Source organism: Nocardioides nematodiphilus, assembly GCF_020216525.1.
Lineage (GTDB): Bacteria > Actinomycetota > Actinomycetes > Propionibacteriales > Nocardioidaceae > Nocardioides > Nocardioides nematodiphilus.
In genome coordinates, this window is sequence record NZ_JAIWOY010000013.1 from 1 (window position 1) to 21,801 (window position 21,801).

A 21,801-nucleotide genomic window follows, 5' to 3' on the forward strand; every position below is an offset into this window, starting at 1 on the left:
CGCCGGACATATATTGAGGTCGAGAGCCCCATCAGACGCGAGTCTGATGGGGCTCTCCCGCATGTGCAGGGATATCCCGGGTACCGGGCAGCAATGTCACGCGATCCCTGGCTCGACAACGCCAAGATGTTGCTGGTCACCTTGGTGGTGGTCGGTCACACCTGGGCGCTCCTCGCGTTCACCGGGCTGCATAACCAGCTCTACGACTTCCTCTACCTGTGGCACATGCCGGCCTTCGTCATGGTCACCGGCTACCTGTCGCAACGATTCACGTACAGCCCGCAACGCGTCTGGGGCCTGGTCCGCGGTCTGCTGGTGCCGTACGTGATCGTGGAGGCCGCGCTGGCCGCGTTCCGGGTCGCGGTCGGCGGCGAGGGGCCGTTCCACCATCTCTGGGTGTCGCCGCACTGGCCGCTCTGGTATCTCCCGGCCGTCTTCTGCTGGCGCCTGGCGACTCCGGCGCTGCGAAGCCTCGGGCTCGCCGCGCTCCCGGTCGCGATCGCGATCAGCGTCGCCGGCGGCTACCTGGACTGGGACTACCTCGCGTTGCGTCGCATCCTCGGCTTCCTGCCGTTCTTCACGATCGGCCTCCTCGCCACCCGGCAGAGCATCGAGCGGCTACGGGCCCTGCCGCGCGTCGTCCCGCTCGCCGCGCTCGTCGGCGGCTGGTTCATGACGGCCGCCATCGGGTCGTGGGGGCAGACGCGCTGGCTCTACTACTCGTGGACCTATGCGCATCTCGACAGCGCCCTCCCGGCCCCGCTCACCCGTCTGCTCCTCCTGACCGCCGGTTCCATCGCCGCCCTGGCGGTGCTCGCCCTGATTCCCGCTCAGCAGAGCTGGTTCACCCGGATGGGCAGCGTGAGTCTCGTCGTCTACCTCTGCCACGGCTTCGTGATCAAGACGGTCAGCTACTCGGGCATTCCTGCGTGGGCGGACGACCACGGCGCCCTCGGCCTCCTCGTGACCGCGCTGGGCGCGATCGGCGTCGGTCTGTTGCTGGCGTCCCCGCCGGTCTCGACCGCCCTCCAGCGCGCGATCGATCCGCTCACGTATGCCGAGCAGCGCTTCGACGCCGCGCGCGACCTCCAGTTCCGCGCAGCGCAGATGACGCGCACGCGGCCTGCGCGCATGGCGGGAGGCTATGAGAGAGTCCCTGCGTGAGCGCAGGGTTCTTCGGCCTATTGGATGACATCGCCGTGCTGGCCAAGCTGGCGGCCGCGAGTGTGGACGACATCGGCGCAGCCGCGGGTCGAGCCACGGCGAAGGCCGCCGGTGTCGTCATCGATGACACCGCGGTGACCCCGCAGTACGTCCACGGCGTCACCGCCGCGCGTGAGATCCCGATCGTGAAGAAGATCGCCTGGGGATCGATGCGCAACAAGCTGCTCATCATCCTGCCGGTGGCGCTGATCCTCAGCCAGTGGGCCGATTGGGCGCTCGCCCCGATCCTGCTCGTCGGTGGCTGCTACCTCGCATACGAGGGGGCCGAGAAGGTCGCCGAGCGTCTCACCGGCCATGACGAGCACGGCCACGCCGTCAAGGAGCAGCCCTCGGAGAAGGAGCTGATCGCCGGCGCGATACGTACGGACCTGATCCTCTCGACCGAGATCATGCTGATCGCGCTCGACTCGGTCGCCGACGAGTCCTTCTGGGCACGCCTCGCGATCCTCATCGTCGTGGCGATCGCCCTGACCATCGGCGTCTACGGCGTCGTCGGCCTGATCGTCAAGATGGACGATGCCGGTCTTGCGCTCGCCGAGCGCGGGGGAGCGCTCACCCAGAAGGTCGGCCGCGGTCTGGTGCTCGCGATGCCCAAGCTGCTCGAGGTGATCTCGGTGGTCGGCATCGCGGCGATGATCTGGGTCGGCGGCCACATCATGATCAGCAGCGTGCACGAGATCGGCTGGCACTGGCCGCACGACGTGATCCACGACGTCAAGCACAGCGTCCACGGGGGGATCCAGGGCTGGCTCGTCGAGACCTTCCTCTCCGCGCTCGTCGGCCTCGTCGTGGGCGCGGTGGTGCTCGGCGCGATGCACCTGCTCCCCGAGCGTGCCGGCTCCGAAGATTGAGACGCCACTGACCCTGGCATCTACGCTTGGCAGGTCCGCGTGGGAGATCCCGCCAGAGCGCAGATGCGCGACGCAGACGCCCTCCGTGTCCAAGGAGAACACTCATGGACTTCAAGGTCGCTGACCTTTCCCTGGCCGAGTACGGCCGCAAGGAGCTCACGCTCGCTGAGCACGAGATGCCGGGCCTGATGGCCATGCGCGAGCGCTACGGCAAGGACCAGCCGCTCAAGGGCGCCCGCGTCGCCGGCTCGCTGCACATGACGATCCAGACCGGCGTGCTCATCGAGACGCTGGTCGCGCTCGGCGCCGACGTGCGCTGGGCCACCTGCAACATCTTCTCCACCCAGGACCACGCCGCTGCCGCGATCGTCGTCGGCCGCCCGGAGACCGGCGGCACCCCGGAGGACCCCAAGGGCACGCCGGTCTTCGCCTGGAAGGGCGAGACGCTGGCGGAGTACTGGGACGAGGCCGAGAAGGTCTTCGACTTCACCGACGAGGACGGCAACCGGGTCGGACCGAACATGCTCCTCGATGACGGCGGCGACATCACGCTGCTCGTCCACAAGGGTGTGGAGTTCGAGAAGGCCGGTGCCGTGCCGGGCCAGGACTCCACCGACAACGAGGAGTTCAAGGAGGTCCTGCGGGTCCTCGACCGGTCGCTGCAGGCCGACCCCCAGAAGTGGACCAACATCGCCAACGGGATCAAGGGCGTCACGGAGGAGACCACCACTGGTGTGCTCCGCCTCTACGACCGCTTCAAGGAGGGCTCGCTCCTCTTCCCGGCGATCAACGTCAACGACTCGGTCACCAAGTCGAAGTTCGACAACAAGTACGGCTGCCGCCACTCGCTGATCGATGGCATCAACCGCGGCACCGACGTGATGATCGCCGGTAAGACCGCGGTCATCTGTGGCTACGGTGACGTCGGCAAGGGCTCCGCGGAGTCGCTGCGCGGCCAGGGTGCTCGGGTGATCATCACCGAGATCGACCCGATCTGTGCGCTGCAGGCTGCGATGGACGGCTTCGAGGTCAAGCGCCTCGAGTCCGTGGTCGACTTCGCCGACATCTTCATCACCACGACCGGCAACTTCAACATCATCCGCGTCGAGCACTTCGAGCGGATGAAGAACCAGGCCATCGTCGGCAACATCGGCCACTTCGACAACGAGATCGACATGGCCGGCCTGGCCAAGATCCCGGGCATCGTCAAGGACGAGATCAAGCCGCAGGTCCACCAGTGGATCTTCCCGGACGGCAAGAAGGTCATCGTGCTGTCCGAGGGCCGCCTGCTCAACCTGGGCAACGCCACCGGTCACCCGAGCTTCGTCATGTCGAACTCGTTCACCAACCAGGTGCTGGCGCAGATCGAGCTCTTCACCAAGCTCGAGGAGTACCCGATCGGCGTCTACGTGCTGCCCAAGCACCTCGACGAGGAGGTCGCCCGTCTGCACCTCGACGCGATCGGTGTCGAGCTGACCACGCTCACCCAGGCGCAGGCCGACTACCTCGGCGTGCCCGTGGAGGGCCCGTTCAAGTCGGACCACTACCGCTACTGAGCGATCGCGAGAACGGCCCCGACGCGATGCGTCGGGGCCGTTCTGCGTCGGTGGAGGCTCAGGCGGCGGCGGTCATCGCGGGCAGGTAGGCGCCCGACTGGCCGGCGGCGAACGGGTGGTAGCTGACGTGCGGGGTCAGGAAGTTCGTCGAGTGCAGCCAGGAGTCGCTGTCGCAGATCTCGTGCGCATTGGCGAAGGCCGCGCGCACATCGGCGAACCTGAAGTTGCTGTGCGCGCCGACCGCGGTCGAGATGACGCTGTCGAGCACGTCGGCCGCCTCGTTGATCTTCGTCCGGTCATCGGTCGAGAGGCCGACGCAGGTCGACGACTTCGCGAGGTCGTAGAACCGCGGGTAGCCGAGCACCACCACGTGCGCGTTCGGGGCCTTCGCCCGGATGTTGTTGTACGTCGTGTTCAGCAGGCCGGGCAGGGTGTTGCGCATGTACGTCTCGGCGGCGCTCAGCTCGCTCACGCAGGTCGCGGTCGAGCCGAGGATGCAGTCCTCCATGGTGCTGGCGAAGCCGGCGTCGTTGCCGCCGACCGAGATCGAGACCAGCGTCGTCGACGAGGTGAGCGAGGAGAGCTGGGAGGAGTTCACGCTCGCCGTGGTCGCGCCTGAGCAGGCGACGAAGGAGAACGACGACGGCGCATGCGCGTTCGCCCACAGCTGCGGGTAGGCGTTGGGGCTGCGATCACATGACCCGCTCTCCGAGCCGGCGCCCACGCCGGCGGAGTACGAGTCGCCGAGCGCGACGTAGTTGATGGTGGCGGCCGAGGCCGGGGAGGCGAGGAGCCCCATGAGCAACGCGATGACGGCGGTGATGACGAGAGGCGCTCCGAGGCGCAGGCGGGTCATGGCTCGAACGATGGCAGGGCGGACGGCCGTGTGGGAAGGATCACAGTCCAACTTTTCGGCAGATCGGCCTACAACGTACGGCATTGCGGCGTAGTGCGGTCCTGGAGCGATCCCTGAGGCACAATCGGACCGTGCCGAACGAGAACACCCGAGGACGCATCCTCGTCGTCGACGACGATGCCTCGCTCGCCGAGATGCTCTCGATCGTCCTGGGGCAGGAGGGCTTCGACTCCACGGTCGTCCACCGCGGCGACCAGGCGCTCGAGGCGTTCCACCGCTACAAGCCGGACGTGGTGCTGCTCGACCTCATGCTGCCCGGCATCGACGGCATCGAGGTGTGCCGCCAGATCCGGCGCGAGTCCGGTGTCCCGATCGTGATGCTCACCGCGAAGGGCGACACCGGCGACGTCGTGGTCGGGCTCGAGGCCGGCGCCGACGACTACGTCGTCAAGCCGTTCAAGCCCAAGGAGCTCATCGCCCGGATCAAGGCGCGCGTACGCCGGTTCGACGCCGTGGACACCGAGCCGCTCACCATCGGCGACCTCACCATCGACGTCACCGGCCATACCGTCTCCCGCGGCGGGGTGGCGATCAACCTGACCCCGCTCGAGTTCGACCTGCTGGTCTGCCTGGCCCGCAAGCCGAACCAGGTCTTCTCCCGTGACGTGCTCCTGGAGCAGGTCTGGGGCTACCGGCACGCGGCCGACACCCGGCTCGTCAACGTCCATGTCCAGCGCCTGCGCTCGAAGGTGGAGCACGACCCCGAGGCGCCGGAGATCGTCGTGACCGTGCGCGGCGTCGGCTACAAGGCCGGCAGCGTCTAGGCCCATGTTCCGCTCCCGCGGACGAGGCGCCCTGCGACACACCTGGACCTTCTGGCGCCGCTCCATCCAGGCCCGCGTCGTCGTCGCGACGGTGCTGCTGTCGATCCTCGCGGTCGGTGCGGTCGGCTGGTTCCTCAGCCAGCAGGTCCGCTCCGGCCTGCTCGAGCACCGGGTCTCCCTGGTCACCGCCGAAGCCGCCAACGAGGTCCGCGACGCCCGCAGCCGGCTCAGTGCGACACCGGGCATCGACGTGGACGCCTCGGGGGAGCGGCGAGACCTGGTCGGCCCGATCATCCAGCGCGGCCTCACCCGCGGCTTCGACGTCGTGCTCGCCGGCCCGATCGAGCCGAGCAGCGACGGCCGCATCGTCGACGGTGGCGCGGAGTTCACCCCGTCGCTCGACATCAGCAGCATCCCGCTGAGCCTCGAGAGGCACTTCGCCGACCCCGGGGCGGCGACCGCGTGGACCTACGCCCAGATCCGCAGCGAGTCCTTCGGGCAGATCACCTCGGCGGTGCCGGGGATCGCGGTCGGCTCCCAGGTCGTGCTGCCGGCCGACGGCCACACGTACACGCTCTACTTCCTCTTCCCGCTGCAGAACGAGCAGGACACCCTGCAGCTGGTGCTGCGCGCGATGGCGTTCGCGGCCGTGCTGCTCGTCCTGCTCGTCGCCGGGGTCGCCTGGCTGGTCGCTCGCCAGGTCGTCACCCCGATCCGGCTGGCTCGTCAGGTCGCGGAGCGCCTCGCGGCCGGGCAGCTCACCGAGCGGCTCCGCGTCACCGGCGAGGACGACCTCGCCCGCCTGGCGGTCTCCTTCAACCAGATGGCGACCTCGCTGCAGACGCAGATCCGCCAGCTCGAGGAGCTCTCCGGCGTCCAGCGGCGCTTCACCTCCGACGTCTCCCACGAGCTGCGCACGCCGCTCACGACGGTGCGGATGGCGAGCGAGGTGCTCTACGACGCGCGTGACACCTTCGACCCCGCCACCGCACGTGCCGCCGAACTGCTGCAGAGCGAGCTGGACCGGTTCGAGCGGTTGCTGGTCGACCTGCTCGAGATCAGCCGCTTCGACGCCGGCGCGGCCCGGCTCGAGACCGACAGTGTCGACCTGGTCACCGTCGTGCGCCGCGTCATCGAGGACTCCGTCCGGCTCGCCGAGCAGCGGCAGGTGGCGCTGCGCATCCACGAGCCTGGGCATCCCTGCCTGGCCGAGGCGGACGTACGCCGCGTGGAGCGGATCGTGCGCAACCTGGTCGGCAACGCGATCGACCACGCCGGCACCTCCGACCACATCGACATCTACGTCGACGGCGACGAGCACAGCGCCGCCGTCGCGGTCCGCGACCACGGCGTGGGCCTCGCGCCGGGGGAGTCGGCGATGGTCTTCAACCGCTTCTGGCGGGCCGACCCGGCCCGCGCCCGGACTACCGGCGGCACCGGACTGGGCCTCTCGATCTCGCTGGAGGACAGCCAGCTGCACGGCGGCTGGCTGCAGGCGTGGGGCAAGCCCGGCGAGGGCGCACAGTTCCGCCTGACCCTCCCGCGTCGTACCGGCGCTCCGCTGCGCCGCAGCCCGATCCCACTGGTCCCGCGCGACGCGGGCCCCGACGCGCGACGCGAGGCCGCCACCGGAGCGAGCGAGGGGGAGCGATGAGACGCCTCCTCCTCGTGGGGCTCACCCTCGTGGCCCTGCTGCTCACCGGCTGCGGCCCCTCGATGCCGACCGCCGGCCCGGTCGTGGAGATCGGCCAGATCAACGGCGCGACCCCCGACACCGGCTTCGCGATCGCTCCGCGGGCGCCGCAGAAGGGCGCCTCGCCGGCCGAGGTCGTGCAGGGCTTCCTGGACGCGATGCAGGCGACCCCGATCCAGACGACGACGGCCCGGAAGTTCCTCTCCGCCGATCTCGCGGAGTCCTGGGATCCTCAGCGTCAGACCATCACGTACGGCGACGTGAGCCCGCCGCACGGCTCCTCGGTCGTGGCCGTCGACCTCCAGGGCGCCAACCGGCTCGACGCCCAGGGGAGCTGGCAGGGCGAGGTCGGCGTCCCGGACTCGCAGCTCCACTTCGCGATGGTGCGCGAGCAGGGTCAGTGGCGGATCTCCTCGGCTCCCAACGCGCTGATCGTGCCGCAGTCCTGGTTCGACGACCGCTTCACCCAGGTCTCGCTCTACTACTTCGATCCGACCGGCCGCATCCTCGTGCCCGAGCCGGTCTTCGTGCCGCTGGGCACCCAGCTGCCCACCGCGCTCGTCCGCGCGCTCGTGGCCGGCCCCAGCGACCTGCTGGCCGGGGTGGTGCGTACCTTCCTCCCCTCGGGCGTCAGTGCGGGGCTCTCCGTCCCGGTCGACGCCGACGGCGTCGCCTCGGTGGACCTCAAGGGCGATGTCGGCCAGCAGAGCGAGCATGCGCTGCGGCTGATGACGGCCCAGCTCACCTGGACCCTGCGTCAGGACGCGGACATCCGGGCGATCCGGCTCGTCGTCGACGGGCGGCCCGTCGAGGAGCTGTCCAACGGCACCATCCAGATCGGCGCGGGCAGCCAGTACGACCCGGCCGGCTACGCCACCAGCGACCACCTCTTCGGGGTCGCCGACGGCGCCGGCGTCGAGACGATCATCGATCCGAGCCGGGGCGCGGCCCATGTCGACCCGCTCCCGAGCGAGCTGGGCAAGGGCGTCCCGCCGATCCGCAGCGTGGCCGTGAACTTCACGGCGACCATCGGCGCCGCGGTCACCGCCGACGGCCACGAGCTGCACGAGGTGAAGCTGCAGCCCGGCGAGCCCAGTCACTCCCGGATGACCGGCACGGACCTGCTCCAGCCCGCCTGGGACTTCGCCGACCGGCTCTGGGAGATCGACCGCACCTCGCGGGGCGCGGTCGTCCACGTCGGCGAGGCGGGCACCGGTGCTCCGATGCGCCGCGTGGTCGTCCCGGGCGTGACCGGGCAGGACGTCCGGCGCTTCCTCGTCGCACGCGACGGCTCGCGACTGGTGGCGCTCGTGCGGCGCCCGGAGGGCGACCGGGTCGTCGCCAGCCGGATCGTGAGCAGCGACCAGGGCCGGGTCCTGGGCGCGGTCGGCTCGCAGGTGATCTCCGATCTCGGCGACGGTGCGCGGATCCGCGACATCGGCTGGCACACGCCCACCTCGGTGGTGACGCTGCAGCAGCTCTCCGGGACCGCGCTCATCCGTACGGTCTCGGTGGACGGCGCCATCGCCGGGTTCCCGGCGGTGACGCTGACGGTCGGCGACCGGCTCCTGTCCCTCGCGTCCTCGCCGGTGGCCCGCCAGGCACTCTTCGGCGTCACCCCGAACGCGCTCGTCAACCTCTCCGGCAACGCGCAGGACACCGTCCTGTCGTCGCCGGTGGAGACCTTCGGATACGTCGGCTGACGCTTCTCCACAGGCCCGCGGACGGCGGTTGCCCGGCTCGCCCGGGGCTGCTCTGATCGGGGGATGAGCCTGCGCGACGCGTACGCGGATCTGGTGCTCGGCTCGTCGTGCCTGGGGTGCGGCGTGCCCGGACGGATGCTGTGCGCTGCCTGCCGCGGCATGCTGCCCGACAGCGCACGGGAGGTGCGCCCGGTGCCGTGCCCGCCGGGGCTCGCGCCGAGCACGGCGGCCGCCGCGTACGACGGGCTGGTCAAGGAGATGGTGATCGGCCTCAAGGAGCGGCAGCTGCTCGCCCTGGCCCGACCGTTGGGCGACCTGCTCGCGCTCGCGGTGGCGCGTCACGTGGACGCGCTGCCTCCGGCGGCCGTGGTCCTGGTCCCGGTGCCGTCGCGCGCCGCCAGCGTGCGCAGCCGTGGCCTCGACAGCACCCGTGCACTGGCGAGCCGTGCCGCGGTCTCGCTGCGCGCCACCGGGGCGTCGCGCGGCGCCGACGTCACGGTCGCCGCCCTGCTCCGCACCCGGCCCGGTCTGCAGGACCAGGCGGGACTCGACGCGATGCAGCGTGCTGCCAACCTCGCCGGCGCCCTGACCTGCCCGGCGCCCGCCCTGCGACGGCTCGCCCGGCGGCACCGCGAGGCGGTCGTGATCGTGTGCGACGACGTCATCACCACGGGTGCGACCGCCCGCGAGGCGCAGCGCGCGCTCGCCGTCGCCGGGCTGCCGATCGCCGGCATCGCGGCCGTCGCGGCGACCGAGCGGCGCCGACATCTGGACACTCGCCGTGTTTGTCTTTCGTTCACCGACGTTGCGCACTAACGTCTGTGTATGGAGTCCGTCCGGGTCCGTGGTTGCGTCGCTCAGACGCCCGGGTTCCGGGCGCGTGAGCGGCAAGCCGATGCCAGTCGCAGGCGAAACGGTCCACGTAACCCCAGTGATGGGGGAGCACGGTGCGGCTTAGTCGTAAGTCCTGCCCCGGCCTCGTCGTCAGATACGGCGAGGCCCCGGGAGACGGTGGCGTGGCACCAAGCCGCCAAACCGCTGCAGGCGAGTGTGGGGTCGAAGACCAGGTCGGCCGGGCGGACTCCTCTCCTTCGAGGTCTGCGAGACCTCGATCCCAATCCGGCCTGATGCCGGGCTACAGGAGGTTCACATGGAAGTTGTCATCACGGCTCGCAACTGCGAGATCAACGACCGTTATCGGGAACACGTCACCGACAAGCTGGCGCGATTGGAGAAGCACGACCACCGCATCATCCGGGTGCACGTGGAGGTCGACTGCGAACCCAATCCGCGTCAGAACAAGGGCGCGGTGCACGTTGAGCTGACGGCTTTCTCCAAGGGTCCGGTGATCCGCGCCGAGGCCTGCGCGGAGGACAAGATGGGCGCCCTCGACCTGGCGCTCGACAAGATGGCCTCACAGATGCGCAAGGCGGCCGATCGTCGCCGAGTCCACCGCGGCCGGCACGCGCCGGTCTCCGTCGGCCAGGCCCTCGCCGACGTCCCCGTCGACATCGATGCGACCTCGGAGGAGGACGAGCCGCAGGAGCGGATGGTCGGACCGATCTCCGTCCTCGGCGATGGCCCCCTCGTGGTGCGCGAGAAGTCGCACTCCGCCGAGCCGATGACCCTCGACCAGGCTCTGTACGAGATGGAACTGGTCGGTCATGACTTCTTCTTGTTCGTGGACAAGGAGACCGAGCGACCCTCGGTCGTCTACCGACGCCGCGGCTACGACTACGGCGTGATCACCCTGGACCTGGGGAAGTAGTCCTAGTCCGAACAGGGTAGACATGTGGGAGCGGGGTGGCCCTGGTGGGCCACCCCGTCTCGCTGTCCACACGGCACAGTCGGGGGGTCCCGACCGGCCGGAACGTGTCATGATGCGGGGGTGCCTCCCACCACTTCCTCCGGCGAACCCGTCCGCGTCCTGGTCGTAGACGATCAGGAGCTCTTCCGTCGTGGTCTGACGATGCTGCTCGGCGTCGAGTCGGGCATCGAGGTCGTCGGTGAGGCCGGCGACGGTGACGAGGGAGCGGCGCTGGCCGCGGCCTGCGCGCCGGACGTGGTGCTGCTCGACATCCGGATGCCGAAGCGCACCGGCCTGGAGGCCTGCACCGCCATCAAGGAGGCCGTCCCGTCGGCCAAGATCATCATGCTCACCGTCTCCGACGAGGAGGCCGACCTGTACGAGGCGGTGAAGTCGGGCGCATCGGGCTACCTTCTCAAGGACTCCTCGATCGAGGAGGTCGCGCAGGCCGTACGCGTCGTCGCCGACGGCCAGTCGCTGATCAGCCCGTCGATGGCGGTCAAGCTGATCGACGAGTTCAAGCAGATGTCGCGCCCTGAGCGCGAGGCGCCCGGCGGCCTGCGCCTCACCGAGCGCGAGCTGGAGGTGCTGCGCCTGGTGGCCAAGGGCCTCAACAACCGCGAGGTCGCCAAGCAGCTCTTCATCTCCGAGAACACGGTGAAGAACCACGTGCGCAACATCTTGGAGAAGCTGCAGCTGCACTCCCGGATGGAGGCCGTCATGTACGCCGTCCGCGAGAAGCTGCTCGACATCCCCTGAGCGACACCAGACCTGAAGAAGGGCCCCCGCCACCCGGCGGGGGCCCTTCTCACGTCGTGCTGACCGCTACTTCCGACGCTTCAGGTGGATCACCTGCTTCGTGGTCACCCGGGTGCCGTCTGCGGCGATGAAGGTGACCGTCACCGTCACCGTCACCCGGTGGTGCGTGGCGAGGCTGGCCCGCAGCTTGCCCTTGAGCCTGACCGGGACCGACACGGTGCCCGTCGCGGCGACGGTCTGGCTGACCACGTGTCGGCCCCGCACGACCACGGTGCCCGGGCCGTTCACGGCCACCACGATGCTCGCCGTGCCCCGCTTGGTGTGCCGGGTGATCCCGCCGATGTGCACGGTCGGGACCGGCGGGGTGGTGCCGGTGGTCGGCGCCCCCGTCGGAGTGCCGGTCGGGGTGCCGGTCGGCGTACCCGTGGGTGCGCCGGTGGGCGTACCGGTCGGGGTGCCGCCCGGCGAGGTGGCCCCGGCGTCGACCCGCAGCGTGACCGGGAGCGAGGTGGTGGCCTGCCCTGAGGAGTCGGTCACCACCGCGGCCAGCGTGACGGTCCGGCCCGCGTACGTCGCATCGGGCGTCCATCCGAACGCGTACGGCGCGACCTTCGCGGTCCCGACGACCTTGCCGTCGACCACCAGCGTGGCCGAGGAGACGGCGAAGTCGTCCGAGGCGATCGCCAGCGGGGCGAGAGCCCCGCCGACCGGGACGTGCGCGCCGTCGGTCACGTCGGCGAGGATCGCCGTCGGAGCCTGGTCACTGGTCGGGCCGTACGTCGTCGGCACCGTCGGGAGCGGCAGCGAGGAGCGGCTGCTCAGGGTGACGGACGCCTTGTTGTCCGTACCCGTGCCGGAGATCGCCTCCGCGCCCGTCGTCGGGTCGGCGGGACCGCCCGACACCGGGGCCGCAGTGCCGAGGAAGCTGCCGCTGAGGACGAACGGTGCGCCCGATCGCACGGCGCTCCTGTCGGCGGTGGCGTTGTAGACCGCGAACCCGTTGTTGGTGATCGAGTCACCCGATCCGGTGAGCGCTCCGGTGACGTCGGTACCGGCGTCGGTCAGCAGCAGGCCAACCGACTTCGACGGGTCGGTCTTGTAGAAGTTCCCGGTGATCTGGGAGCCGTTGACGTAGCCGGTGACCCCGGAGGTGTACTGCACGCCGACCTGCGGGAACAGCCTGCTCGAGCTGCCCTTGACCACCGTCGAGCTGACGTAGCCGTGGTTGCGGATGCCCGTGCGGACCAGGTTGTCCGGGCTGCCGTCCTTGCCGCGTGCGCCGTCGAACAGGACGCCGCCGGACTGGTAGCCCTTGACGACGCTGTTCGCGACGGTGAGCTCGCTCTCCACGGTGCCCGGACCGGCGCCCTGGACCCAGCCGGTCTTGACGATGCCCCAGCCGTGCGGGTGGTCCGCCAGCTCATCGGCGGTGGTCGCGACCTTCATCGGGCCGACGACCGAGTTGGAGACGCGACCGGCGGCACCGAAGTAGGCGATGCCGGCCTCGGCCCAGGTGTCGCCCGCGGTGACCGTCACGCCGGAGATGTCGACGAAGAGCTCGTTGGTGTCGGTCGAACCGAGCGACTGCCGCGAGATCGTGATGACGTTGCCGCCACCGTCGCGCAGGTCCGGAACCTGCCCGGCCAGCGAGTCGATCGACTGATCGGGCTCGATGGTCACCTTGTCGGCTCCGGCGCCCTTGATCTTCAGCGGCTTGTTGATCGTCAGACCGTTGGTCGCACCGGTGGCCGAGGGGCTCGCGGTGCTGGAGCTGGGCGTCGAGGACTCCTGGTAGATGCCGGCGCAGACCACGATCGTGTCCCAGGGCTGGGCGTGATTCACCGCGTCCTGGATGTGCGTGAACTGGGCGTTCGGGCACTGCTGACGGTCGTCGTCGACAGTCCAGGTGGTGTTGCCCTGCGGGTTGCCGACCACGTCGATCAGCGTCTCGTGGCCGGGCGCGGCGTCGTACGCGTTGAGGTACGTCGCCGGGTCGGTGTGCTTATCCGTGCCATAGCCGGCGCCGTCTGCCTTGGCGGGACCGTCGGAGAGCAGCTGCGCACCCGCGTCGGTCTCCTGGAACCGAACGTCGGCCAGCTCGATCGAGCCGGACGACGGGGTGCCGTCGACACCGAACCGCAGGGACAGGCCCTCGATCTTGCTGAGGTCGACACCCTGGGCGGCGAACGCGGTGAGGGGCACCCGGATCTGGTCGAGCACGATGTGCGTGTTCGGCGTGTTGGTGCCCGTCGACATGTGCAGGGCGTTGTCCCAGCGCGGGTCGCTGGCGTCCACCGAGCCGGTGTGACCGGCCGTGTCGGTCAGGACGATCTTGAAGTCCTGCGTCGTCGCGGCCGGATCGTATGAGGTGGGCTTCTCGTTCGGCCAGCAGGGCAGCGCCGTGGAGCAGCCGGACGAGGTGGTGTCCTTGGTGCCGTCGCCGCGGTTGTCCGCGCCGGGGTTCGCGCGGTCGAAGAAGTTGACGGAGGCGTCCATGGCGAGCGCCTTGTAGCCGCTCATGTCCTGCGAGGTCGACGGGAGCTGGGCGTCGAGGGTCGCCGGCTTGCCGTTGTCCCACCCCAGGGTCAGCTGACGTCCGTAGGACTCGTTGACCGGGGAGTTCTCCCGCATCCCGTTGCTCTGGCCGCCCAGCGCGTTGGGGTCGGGAAGGGGACAGGGCTTGGCGGCGGTGGGCAGACCACCCATACCGAGCTGCGCCGGCGCGAAGTCGGTCGGCTCGGGGTTGCACCAGTCGTAGCGGCTGAAGCCGCTCCCGGTGAGCGAACCGCCCAGTGCATTCTCGGTCAGCGGGTTCTGGATGTCGGGCCGGATCACGTCCACACGCTCGCCGGGTGCACCGAAGTAGGTGGTGTTGACGCGCTCGCTGCACGGGATCGCCGTGCCGCTCGTGCTGGTGGGGCAGGCGCTGGAGGGCACCTGGAGGCCGGTGGAGCTATCAGACAGCTCGCCGGTCATGTACGGCTGGAAGGCGCCCTCGCCGCCGACATAGCGGCGGAAGAACGCGGCCATCGTGGCGAGGCCGAGCTTCTCCTGGTCACCCATCAGACCGGGGTCGCCGGAGATCTTGGTGTCCTTGGTGGGGTCGAGCAGGTTGGCGTCGTCGATGAGGTAGTTCTTGGTGGCGTCCGTCAGCGACGGGTCGGGGTTCGCGGTGCCGACCGCGTTCCTCTGGTCGGCGGTGGAGTACGCCGCTCCGCTGAGGCGCAGGTTGTGCGGGTGCACGTTGTTCGCCGCGAAGGGGTACGAGTTGCCGCAGGCCGCGTCGTTGTTCGCCTGCCCGTCGGCACCGCCGTCGGCGTACCAGACCGAGTTGTACCAGTTGTGGATCGCACCGAGGTGCTCGACCTGGATGCGCGGGAACGGGTCGTTCGGGTTGATGTACTGGCTGCGCTCGAAGAGCCGGGCGCCCTGCAGGTTGGAGACGTCACCGTCACACATGGGCAGGATCGACATGAACGGCATCCCGTACGGTGCCTTGCGCTCGTAGTCGACCGGCGCCAGTGAGATGACGCCCCGGATGGGGTAGCGCGGACCGTCGGTGCGAATGCGGTTGTAGTCGAGGAAGTTGGCCACCGCGTCACCGCCCCGGGAGTGGCCCATCATGCCGATCCGGGACATGTCGAGGTGCCCGGAGAGGAGCGTGCCGACCGTGGTGTGGGCGTCGTCCGGCAGGCCGCCGGGCTTGCCGGCCTTGCCGAGCGCGTCCAGCGCGGCAGCCATCAACATGCGGCGGGCGTGCATGCCCTTGCCCATGGATCCGTCCTGGCGCATCATCAGCTGGTCCTGCGACAGCGAGAACGTGGTGTAGCCCCAGGTGGCGAGGTTCTGCGCGAGGTAGGCGTAGCCCGACTCGTTGTGCTTGTAGACGGTGCAGGTCGGCGTAGTCGTGCCGTTGGGTGCCGCCACGTCGCACGACCCGTGGTTGCCGTGCACCAGGAAGATCAGCGGCGACGGATCGGTCCGCTTGGTGTAGTCGGGGGTGTACAGCTGTCCGCGGATCTCGAGCTGCTCGGGGGCCTGGGCCGTGCCGGCGGTGGGAGCGGCGCCACCGGAGTTGGGCTCCTGGATGTCGGCGAGACCGAGCTTGACCTCCTGGACGACCTGGAAGCCGTATGGTCCGGTGGCGGTGGGGTCCGGCAGGTCGTCCGAGGTGACCGTGGGGGTGGCCAGCTGGCTCGTCGGTGAGGGGCTGCTGGTGATGGCCTGGGCCGTGGCGGGCAGCAATGGGGCCGCCAGCAGTGCCGCCACGGGAGCGAGCGCGAGTCTGCGCCAGCGGTGCGGAGTGGGGTTCACCTGTTCTCCTGTTCTGTTGGCAGGGCCGTGGGGTTCGGCCATGCCCGCAGGACGCTAGGAGTCAGGTGTTTCTAGTAGATCTCTCAACTGTTTCTTCGGTGCGGTGCTTTTGGTCCTTTACGTTACGAGTGCTCACGCAGGAGCGCCGCGGGGTTGTCGGAGGTCTGCTCTACCCTCACTCGCGTGGAGTCGCTCTCACTCGCGCAGGCGCGCCGGATCGCGCTGGCCGCCCAGGGCTTCCTGGACAAGCCGCACCACCCGCCGACGATGCGGACCCTCCAGCGCACCATCGAGCGCACCGGGGTCCTCCAGGTCGACAGCGTCAACGTCCTGCAGCGCGCACACTTCATGCCGCTCTACTCGCGGATGGGCGCGTACGACGTCGACCTGCTGCGCCGCGCCTCGACCGGGCAGCGCGACCGTCGGCTCGTCGAGTACTGGGCGCATGTGCAGGCGTACATGCCGGTCGAGCTGTGGCCCGTGATGCGCCACCGGATGGACCACTACCGCGAACGGAAGGGCAAGTGGTCGATCGTGGAGGCCGAGCCGGGCCTGGCCGAGAGCCTCCTCGCCGAGATCCGTGAGCGCGGCGCCGCCACCGCTCGCGAGCTCGACGCCGGCCTCCCGCGCGCCAAGGAGCACTGGGGCTGGAACTGGTCCAACGCGCGCCGCGTGCTCGACTGGCTCTACACGACGGGCGACCTGGCGATCGCCGGGCGCACCAGCCAGTTCGAGGTGCTGTACGACGTCCCCGAGCGGGTCATCCCGAAGCCGATCCTCGACCTGCCCACGCCGCCGCTCCCCGAGGCGCATCGCGAGCTGATCCGTCGTGCCGCCCGCTCGCACGGCGTCGCGACGGTCAAGGACCTGGCCGACTACTACCGGATGGGCGTCGCGGACACCGTCGCCGCCGTCACCACCCTGGTCGAGGACGGCGAGCTCGAGCCGGTCCGGGTCGAGGGCTGGACCCGGACCGCGTACCGGCATCGCGACGCGCGTCTCCCGCGGCGTATCAGGGCGCGAGCGCTGCTCAGTCCCTTCGATCCCGTGGTGTGGGAGCGCGCCCGCACCGAGGCGCTGTTCGACTTCCACTACCGGATCGAGATCTACACCCCGGCGCACAAGCGGGTGCACGGCTACTACGTGCTCCCGTTCCTGCTCGGCGACCGGGTGGTGGGGCGTGTCGATCTCAAGGCCGATCGGCAGTACGGAGGCGGCTCCGGCCGCCTGATCGTCAAGGGTGCCTACGCCGAGCCGGGAGCGCCGAGCGACACCGCGGAGCAGCTCGTGGCCGAGCTGGGCCGGCTCGCCGGCTGGCTGAAGCTCGCCGGGATCGTGGTCGAAGAGCGCGGAGACCTGGCGCCGGGGCTACAGAAACTTGTCCCACCGGTAGAGTGAGTGCGCTGCAGCACGTCCCGACGCTGCCGCTGGTCGTACCGTGAACTCAAGGAGCTAGCCCTCGTGGCCATTCTCGACAAGATCCTCCGTATCGGCGAGGGCAAGATCCTCCGCCAGCTCGAAGTGGTCGCCAAGCAGGTCAACGCGCTCGAGCCCGAGTTCGAGAAGATGACCGACGAGGAGCTCCAGGCCATGACGGCCGAGTTCAAGGAGCGCTACGCCAACGGCGAGTCGCTCGACGACCTCATGCCGGAGTCGTTCGCCACCGTGCGCGAGGCCGCCCGTCGCGTCCTCGGCATGCGCCACTTCGACGTCCAGATCATGGGCGGCGCGGCACTGCACCTCGGCAACATCGCCGAGATGAAGACCGGTGAGGGCAAGACCCTCGTCGCGACGCTGCCGGCCTACCTCAACGCACTCGCCGGCGAGGGTGTCCACGTCGTCACGGTCAACGACTACCTCGCGACCTACCAGTCCGAGCAGATGGGTCGTGTCTTCCACTTCCTCGGCATGAGCGTCGGTGTCATCACCCCCGACCTCAATCCGGCCCAGCGCCGCGAGATGTACAACTGCGACATCACGTACGGCACGAACAACGAGCTCGGCTTCGACTACCTGCGAGACAACATGGCCGGCTCGATGGCCGACCTCGTGCAGCGCGGTCACTTCTACGCCTGTGTCGACGAGGTCGACTCGATCCTCATCGACGAGGCCCGTACGCCGCTCATCATCAGTGGTCCCACCGAGGACGACGTGAAGTGGTACGACGAGTTCGCGCGGATCGCCGCCGGCATGCAGAAGGACGTCCACTACGAGGTGGACGAGAAGAAGCGCACCATCTCCGTGCTCGAGGACGGCATCACCGTCGTCGAGGACCACCTCGGCATCGAGAACCTGTACGACAGCGTGAACACCCCGCTGATCTCCTTCATGAACAACTCGATCAAGGCCAAGGAGCTGTTCCGCCGCGACAAGGAGTACGTCGTCCAGGACGGCGAGGTCCTCATCGTCGACGAGCACACCGGCCGCATCCTGGCCGGTCGTCGCTACAACGACGGCCTGCACCAGGCGATCGAGGCCAAGGAGGGCGTGGAGGTCCAGCAGGAGTACCAGACCCTCGCCACGATCACCCTCCAGAACTACTTCCGCCTGTACGAGAAGCTCTCCGGCATGACCGGTACGGCCATGACCGAGGCGAGCGAGTTCGACAAGATCTACGGCCTCGGCGTCGTCCAGATCCCGACGAACAAGCCGGCCCTGCGCATCGACCAGCCCGACCTGGTCTACCGCACGGAGGAGGCCAAGTACGACGCCGTCATCGACGACATCGTCGAGCGCAACGCCAAGGGCCAGCCGGTCCTGATCGGCACGGTCTCGGTCGAGAAGTCCGAGTACCTCGGCGCCAAGCTCAAGCAGCGCGGCGTCGCGCACACCGTCCTCAACGCGAAGTTCCACGCCGACGAGGCCAAGATCGTCGCGCTCGCGGGCCACAAGGGCGCTGTCACCGTCGCCACCAACATGGCCGGTCGAGGCACCGACATCATGCTCGGCGGCTCGGTCGAGTTCCTGGCCGACCAGGCCCTGCGCAAGCGCGGCCTGGAGCCCATCGGCGAGACCGCCGACGAGTACCAGGCGGCCTGGCAGCCGACCGTCGACTCTTTCAAGGCCCAGGTCGCGGCGGAGCACGAAGAGGTCAAGGAGCTCGGCGGCCTGTACGTCGTCGGCACCGAGCGCCACGAGTCGCGCCGCATCGACAACCAGCTGCGTGGTCGCTCCGGCCGTCAGGGTGACCCGGGCGAGTCCCGCTTCTACCTGTCGCTGCAGGACGAGCTCATGCGGCTCTTCAAGTCCGACTGGGTCGACCGCATCCTGGTGATGCTGAAGATCCCGGACGACATGCCCATCGAGAACAAGCGGGTCTCCAACGCCATCGCGTCGGCACAGGCCCAGGTCGAGGGACAGAACTTCGAGTCCCGCAAGAACGTCCTCAAGTACGACGACGTCATGGACCGCCAGCGCAAGGTGATCTACGGCGAGCGTCGCGAGGTCCTCGAGGGTCGCGACATCGAGCAGCAGGTCCGCTCGTTCCTCGACGACACCGTCACCAGCATCGTCACCGGCGCCACCCAGGACTTCGCCGAGGAGTGGAACCTCGACCAGCTGTGGACCGACCTGCGCCAGCTGTGGCCGGTCTCCTTCGGCCCCGAGCGCTTCATCGACGAGGTCGGCGACAAGGCGAACCTCGACCGCGACGAGATCATCGCCGCGCTCAAGGCCGACGCCCAGGCCGCGTACGACCGTCGCGAGGAGCAGGTCGGCGAGGAGGTCATGCGCGAGCTCGAGCGGCAGGTGCTGCTCTCCGTGCTCGACCGCAAGTGGCGCGAGCACCTCTACGAGATGGACTACCTCCGCGAGGGCATCGGCCTTCGTGCGTACAGCCAGCGCGACCCGCTGGTCGAGTACCAGAAGGAGGGCTTCGAGATGTTCGCCACGATGATGGACGGCATCAAGGAGGACGCGGTCGGCTTCCTGTTCAACCTCGAGGTCGAGGTCGAGGACCACGGCGACCACCAGCACCTCTCCATCACCGGCCTGCCCGACGAGGTCGGCGAGGACGATGACGAGGAGTACGAGGACGACGAGGTCGACGCCCACGAGGGCCACGACCACGAGGGGCACGACCACGAGGGGCACGACCACGACCACGGCACGACGCCGGCCACCCCGGCGTTCCGGGCCAAGGGCCTGGAGCGCGTCAACGCGCCGCAGGAGCTCATCTTCAGCGCCCCGGGGGAGGACGGCCAGGCGGCTGTCGTCAGCGAGGTCGCCGAGGACCCGTACGCGGGCGTCGGTCGCAATGACCCGTGCCCGTGCGGCTCGGGCAAGAAGTTCAAGAACTGCCACGGCGCTCCCGGCAAGCGCTGATCAGCTGATCGCCCACGCGGGCCCCGTCCTCCCGGACGGGGCCCGCGTGCCATTTCCGGGCCGTCAGGCGAACTGCAGGGCGGTGCAGATCCAGCGGTTGTCGCTGGCCTCGAAGCGCGCGGCCAGTGCGCGCGAGCGCATCCCGTACCGGACGTGGACGCTGGTCTCCACGATCAGCGGGGTCACGAAGAAGGAGTGGACGCTGACCACCTTCGGGCGCACCGGCTGGACCCGGGCCTGTCCGGCCCGGTGCCGACCGGCGCGGCCGACGACCTCGGCGCGACGCTCGAGGTCGGCATAGACGGCCGCCGAGGTCCAGCGCAGCAGCTGGGTCACCGGGCGATCGCCACCGACGATCTCGACCGCGGCCTGGCCGAAGCGCCCGACCCACGCGTCGAGCTGGCGGCGCTGGCTGCGCTCGATCGGGACGACGTCCGCGTGGGGGCCGCCCTCGTCGGGCGTTGGCGTCAGGGCGGCGGGCGGCTCCCGGCGGGGCTGCAGGTCGAGAGCGAGGGTGCCCTGCACCTCGGCGACCGGGACACGACGTCGCGGGTTGATCGGGGTGACGCTCATCGTGCTCACCAGGCCTGCGGACGGGTCAGGCGCTGTCCGGGCAGGATGAGGTCGGGGTCGGCGCCGACGACATCGTGGTTGGCGGCGTAGAGCCGGCGCCAGGTGTGGGCGATGGTGCCGTCGTCCGCGTGCCGGGGCAGGCGCTCCTCGGCGAGGTGCCACAGGGAGTCGCCGGGCCGGACGACGATGTCGCCCCGGGACGTCGGCGGGGGCGTCGAACCGGGCTCAGGCGTCCGTGAGGGGGCCGGGTGCACGGCCGTGACGGCCGTGACGTGCGGCGGCACCAGGTGGATCGGGCCGGGCGTCGCGAGCGCGGGGGAGAAGGCAGCGCCGGTGAGGGCGAGCCCGCAGGCGCTGAGCACGAGACGCCGGTACGCGGCGGGCAGGCCACGCCGGTGCGCGGCGACCGGGCCCCCGGCTCGGGCAGCCTCGAGGAGCACCGCGAGGGTGACCAGCCACGCCCAGGCAGCGCAGGCGAGGAGGACGACCGTGCACCACTGTCCGAGCAGGTCGGCGAACGGTTGGCCCGGATCGAGGTCGGTCGTGGGCACGAGGCCGGCGGCGAGGGTGGCGAGCGTCCCGGTCGCGGCGAGGGCCAGGGCAGTGGCGCGGAGACGGATGTGACGCGGCGAAGTGATCATCCCGAGTATCCTTGCGTTTGCGTTGGTTTGCTTAGTTCACGCCTGTTTGCGTAGGGAGTCAACGGTCTGATCGCACCTGTGGATAAGCGGCACCGCCCCCTCTACGCTGCTCGCATGTCCTGGGAGGAGGAGCTCTTCGCGCTCTTCGACGATCTCGAGTCGCAGGCGTCGGCCGCCTACGCCGCCGACCGCGAGGCCGAGATCGCCGACCGCAGCCGCGCCGAGTATCAGCAGGTGGCGCTCGCCGGGCGGCTGATGGCGAGCGTGGGCCGCGCGGTCGCCCTGGACGTGCGCGGCGTCGGGCTCCTCCAGGGGAGCATCGAGCGCGTCGCGAGCGGCTGGCTGCTGCTGGCCTCGACCGGTGGCCAGGACTGGATCGTCCGTGAGGCCGCGATCGCGTCCGTCGCCGGAGCCTCGGAGCGGGCGGTGCCCGCGGTCGCCTGGGAGGCGGTCGCCAGGCTGGGGATCGGCTCGGCGCTGCGGCGGCTGGCTGAGAGCGGTGAGCGCTGCCTGCTGCACCTGCTCGATCGCAGTCGCTACGACGGCGTGCTGCGCCGGGTGGGTGCCGACTTCGTCGAGGTCGTCGACGACGCGGGCCGGCTGTGGCTGGTCGCCTTCAGCGCCCTCGCCGCGGTGCAGAGCCGCGAGGACTGACCACTCGACCCGCGAGAAGTGAC

The 21,801-nt window shown here is 69.8% G+C and carries 16 protein-coding genes; 12 read left to right on the forward strand and 4 right to left on the reverse strand.

Annotation, left to right across the window (positions count from 1 at the left end; all coding sequences use genetic code 11):
• Positions 1-93: 93 nt before the first annotated feature.
• The 3 genes from KSO98_RS16750 to ahcY all read left to right on the forward strand — a co-directional run bounded on the left by KSO98_RS16750 (position 94) and on the right by ahcY (position 3,631).
• Entirely contained in the window at positions 94-1,164 is a 1,071-nt protein-coding gene (locus KSO98_RS16750) for an acyltransferase family protein (RefSeq protein ID WP_225286854.1), read from the forward strand.
• Positions 1,161-2,075, forward strand: coding sequence for a DUF808 domain-containing protein (locus KSO98_RS16755; protein ID WP_225286856.1), 915 nt, complete (start codon positions 1,161-1,163; stop codon positions 2,073-2,075). The genes KSO98_RS16750 and KSO98_RS16755 overlap by 4 nt, the downstream gene beginning before the upstream one ends.
• A 104-nt stretch (positions 2,076-2,179) precedes the next feature.
• On the forward strand, positions 2,180-3,631 hold the full coding sequence (ahcY, locus tag KSO98_RS16760; RefSeq protein WP_225286857.1) for an adenosylhomocysteinase: 1,452 nt from the start codon (positions 2,180-2,182) through the stop codon (positions 3,629-3,631).
• Positions 3,632-3,689: 58 nt separating this feature from the next.
• Here ahcY and KSO98_RS16765 read toward each other — a convergent pair whose 3' ends face one another.
• Positions 3,690-4,487 (reverse strand): SGNH/GDSL hydrolase family protein, encoded by a 798-nt coding sequence (locus tag KSO98_RS16765; RefSeq protein ID WP_225286858.1) that lies wholly within the window; start codon positions 4,485-4,487, stop codon positions 3,690-3,692.
• Between the two features lie 131 nt (positions 4,488-4,618).
• Between KSO98_RS16765 and mtrA the strand changes: the two genes are divergently transcribed.
• The 6 genes from mtrA to KSO98_RS16795 all read left to right on the forward strand — a co-directional run bounded on the left by mtrA (position 4,619) and on the right by KSO98_RS16795 (position 11,273).
• Positions 4,619-5,311: an MtrAB system response regulator MtrA gene (gene mtrA, locus KSO98_RS16770; protein ID WP_225286859.1), complete on the forward strand. Its 693-nt coding sequence runs from the start codon at positions 4,619-4,621 to the stop codon at positions 5,309-5,311.
• Positions 5,312-5,315: 4 nt separating this feature from the next.
• Positions 5,316-6,965, forward strand: a complete 1,650-nt coding sequence (gene mtrB / locus KSO98_RS16775) for an MtrAB system histidine kinase MtrB (RefSeq protein WP_225286860.1) — start codon at positions 5,316-5,318, stop codon at positions 6,963-6,965.
• The gene (locus KSO98_RS16780) at positions 6,962-8,707 is read left to right on the forward strand and encodes an LpqB family beta-propeller domain-containing protein (RefSeq protein ID WP_225286861.1); all 1,746 of its coding nucleotides are present in this window, start codon (positions 6,962-6,964) and stop codon (positions 8,705-8,707) included. The genes mtrB and KSO98_RS16780 overlap by 4 nt, the downstream gene beginning before the upstream one ends.
• Before the next feature lie 63 nt (positions 8,708-8,770).
• Positions 8,771-9,523 (forward strand): ComF family protein, encoded by a 753-nt coding sequence (locus KSO98_RS16785; protein WP_225286862.1) that lies wholly within the window; start codon positions 8,771-8,773, stop codon positions 9,521-9,523.
• A 334-nt stretch (positions 9,524-9,857) separates the two neighbouring features.
• Positions 9,858-10,475, forward strand: a complete 618-nt coding sequence (hpf, locus tag KSO98_RS16790) for a ribosome hibernation-promoting factor, HPF/YfiA family (RefSeq protein ID WP_225286863.1) — start codon at positions 9,858-9,860, stop codon at positions 10,473-10,475.
• Between the two features lie 120 nt (positions 10,476-10,595).
• Positions 10,596-11,273 (forward strand): response regulator, encoded by a 678-nt coding sequence (locus tag KSO98_RS16795; protein WP_225286864.1) that lies wholly within the window; start codon positions 10,596-10,598, stop codon positions 11,271-11,273.
• A gap of 66 nt (positions 11,274-11,339) precedes the next feature.
• On the opposite strand, the gene KSO98_RS16800 is transcribed toward KSO98_RS16795, so the two are convergent.
• On the reverse strand, positions 11,340-15,587 hold the full coding sequence (locus tag KSO98_RS16800; protein ID WP_225286865.1) for an Ig-like domain-containing protein: 4,248 nt from the start codon (positions 15,585-15,587) through the stop codon (positions 11,340-11,342).
• Between the two features lie 183 nt (positions 15,588-15,770).
• Between KSO98_RS16800 and KSO98_RS16805 the strand changes: the two genes are divergently transcribed.
• A complete protein-coding gene (locus KSO98_RS16805) occupies positions 15,771-16,985 on the forward strand; it encodes a winged helix-turn-helix domain-containing protein (protein WP_225286866.1) in 1,215 nt (404 codons plus the stop codon).
• Between the two features lie 63 nt (positions 16,986-17,048).
• The gene (secA, locus tag KSO98_RS16810; protein WP_225286868.1) at positions 17,049-19,910 is read left to right on the forward strand and encodes a preprotein translocase subunit SecA; all 2,862 of its coding nucleotides are present in this window, start codon (positions 17,049-17,051) and stop codon (positions 19,908-19,910) included.
• Between the two features lie 63 nt (positions 19,911-19,973).
• Here the strand turns inward: secA and KSO98_RS16815 are convergent, their stop codons facing one another.
• Together KSO98_RS16815 and KSO98_RS16820 are read right to left on the reverse strand one after the other, a co-directional pair.
• Positions 19,974-20,483, reverse strand: coding sequence for an Rv3235 family protein (locus KSO98_RS16815; RefSeq protein ID WP_225286930.1), 510 nt, complete (start codon positions 20,481-20,483; stop codon positions 19,974-19,976).
• 5 nt (positions 20,484-20,488) lie between these two features.
• The gene (locus KSO98_RS16820) at positions 20,489-21,124 is read right to left on the reverse strand and encodes a LysM peptidoglycan-binding domain-containing protein (protein ID WP_225286869.1); all 636 of its coding nucleotides are present in this window, start codon (positions 21,122-21,124) and stop codon (positions 20,489-20,491) included.
• Positions 21,125-21,238: 114 nt separating this feature from the next.
• On the opposite strand from KSO98_RS16820, the gene KSO98_RS16825 reads away from it, so the two are divergent.
• On the forward strand, positions 21,239-21,778 hold the full coding sequence (locus KSO98_RS16825) for a hypothetical protein (RefSeq protein WP_225286870.1): 540 nt from the start codon (positions 21,239-21,241) through the stop codon (positions 21,776-21,778).
• Positions 21,779-21,801 lie beyond the last annotated feature (23 nt).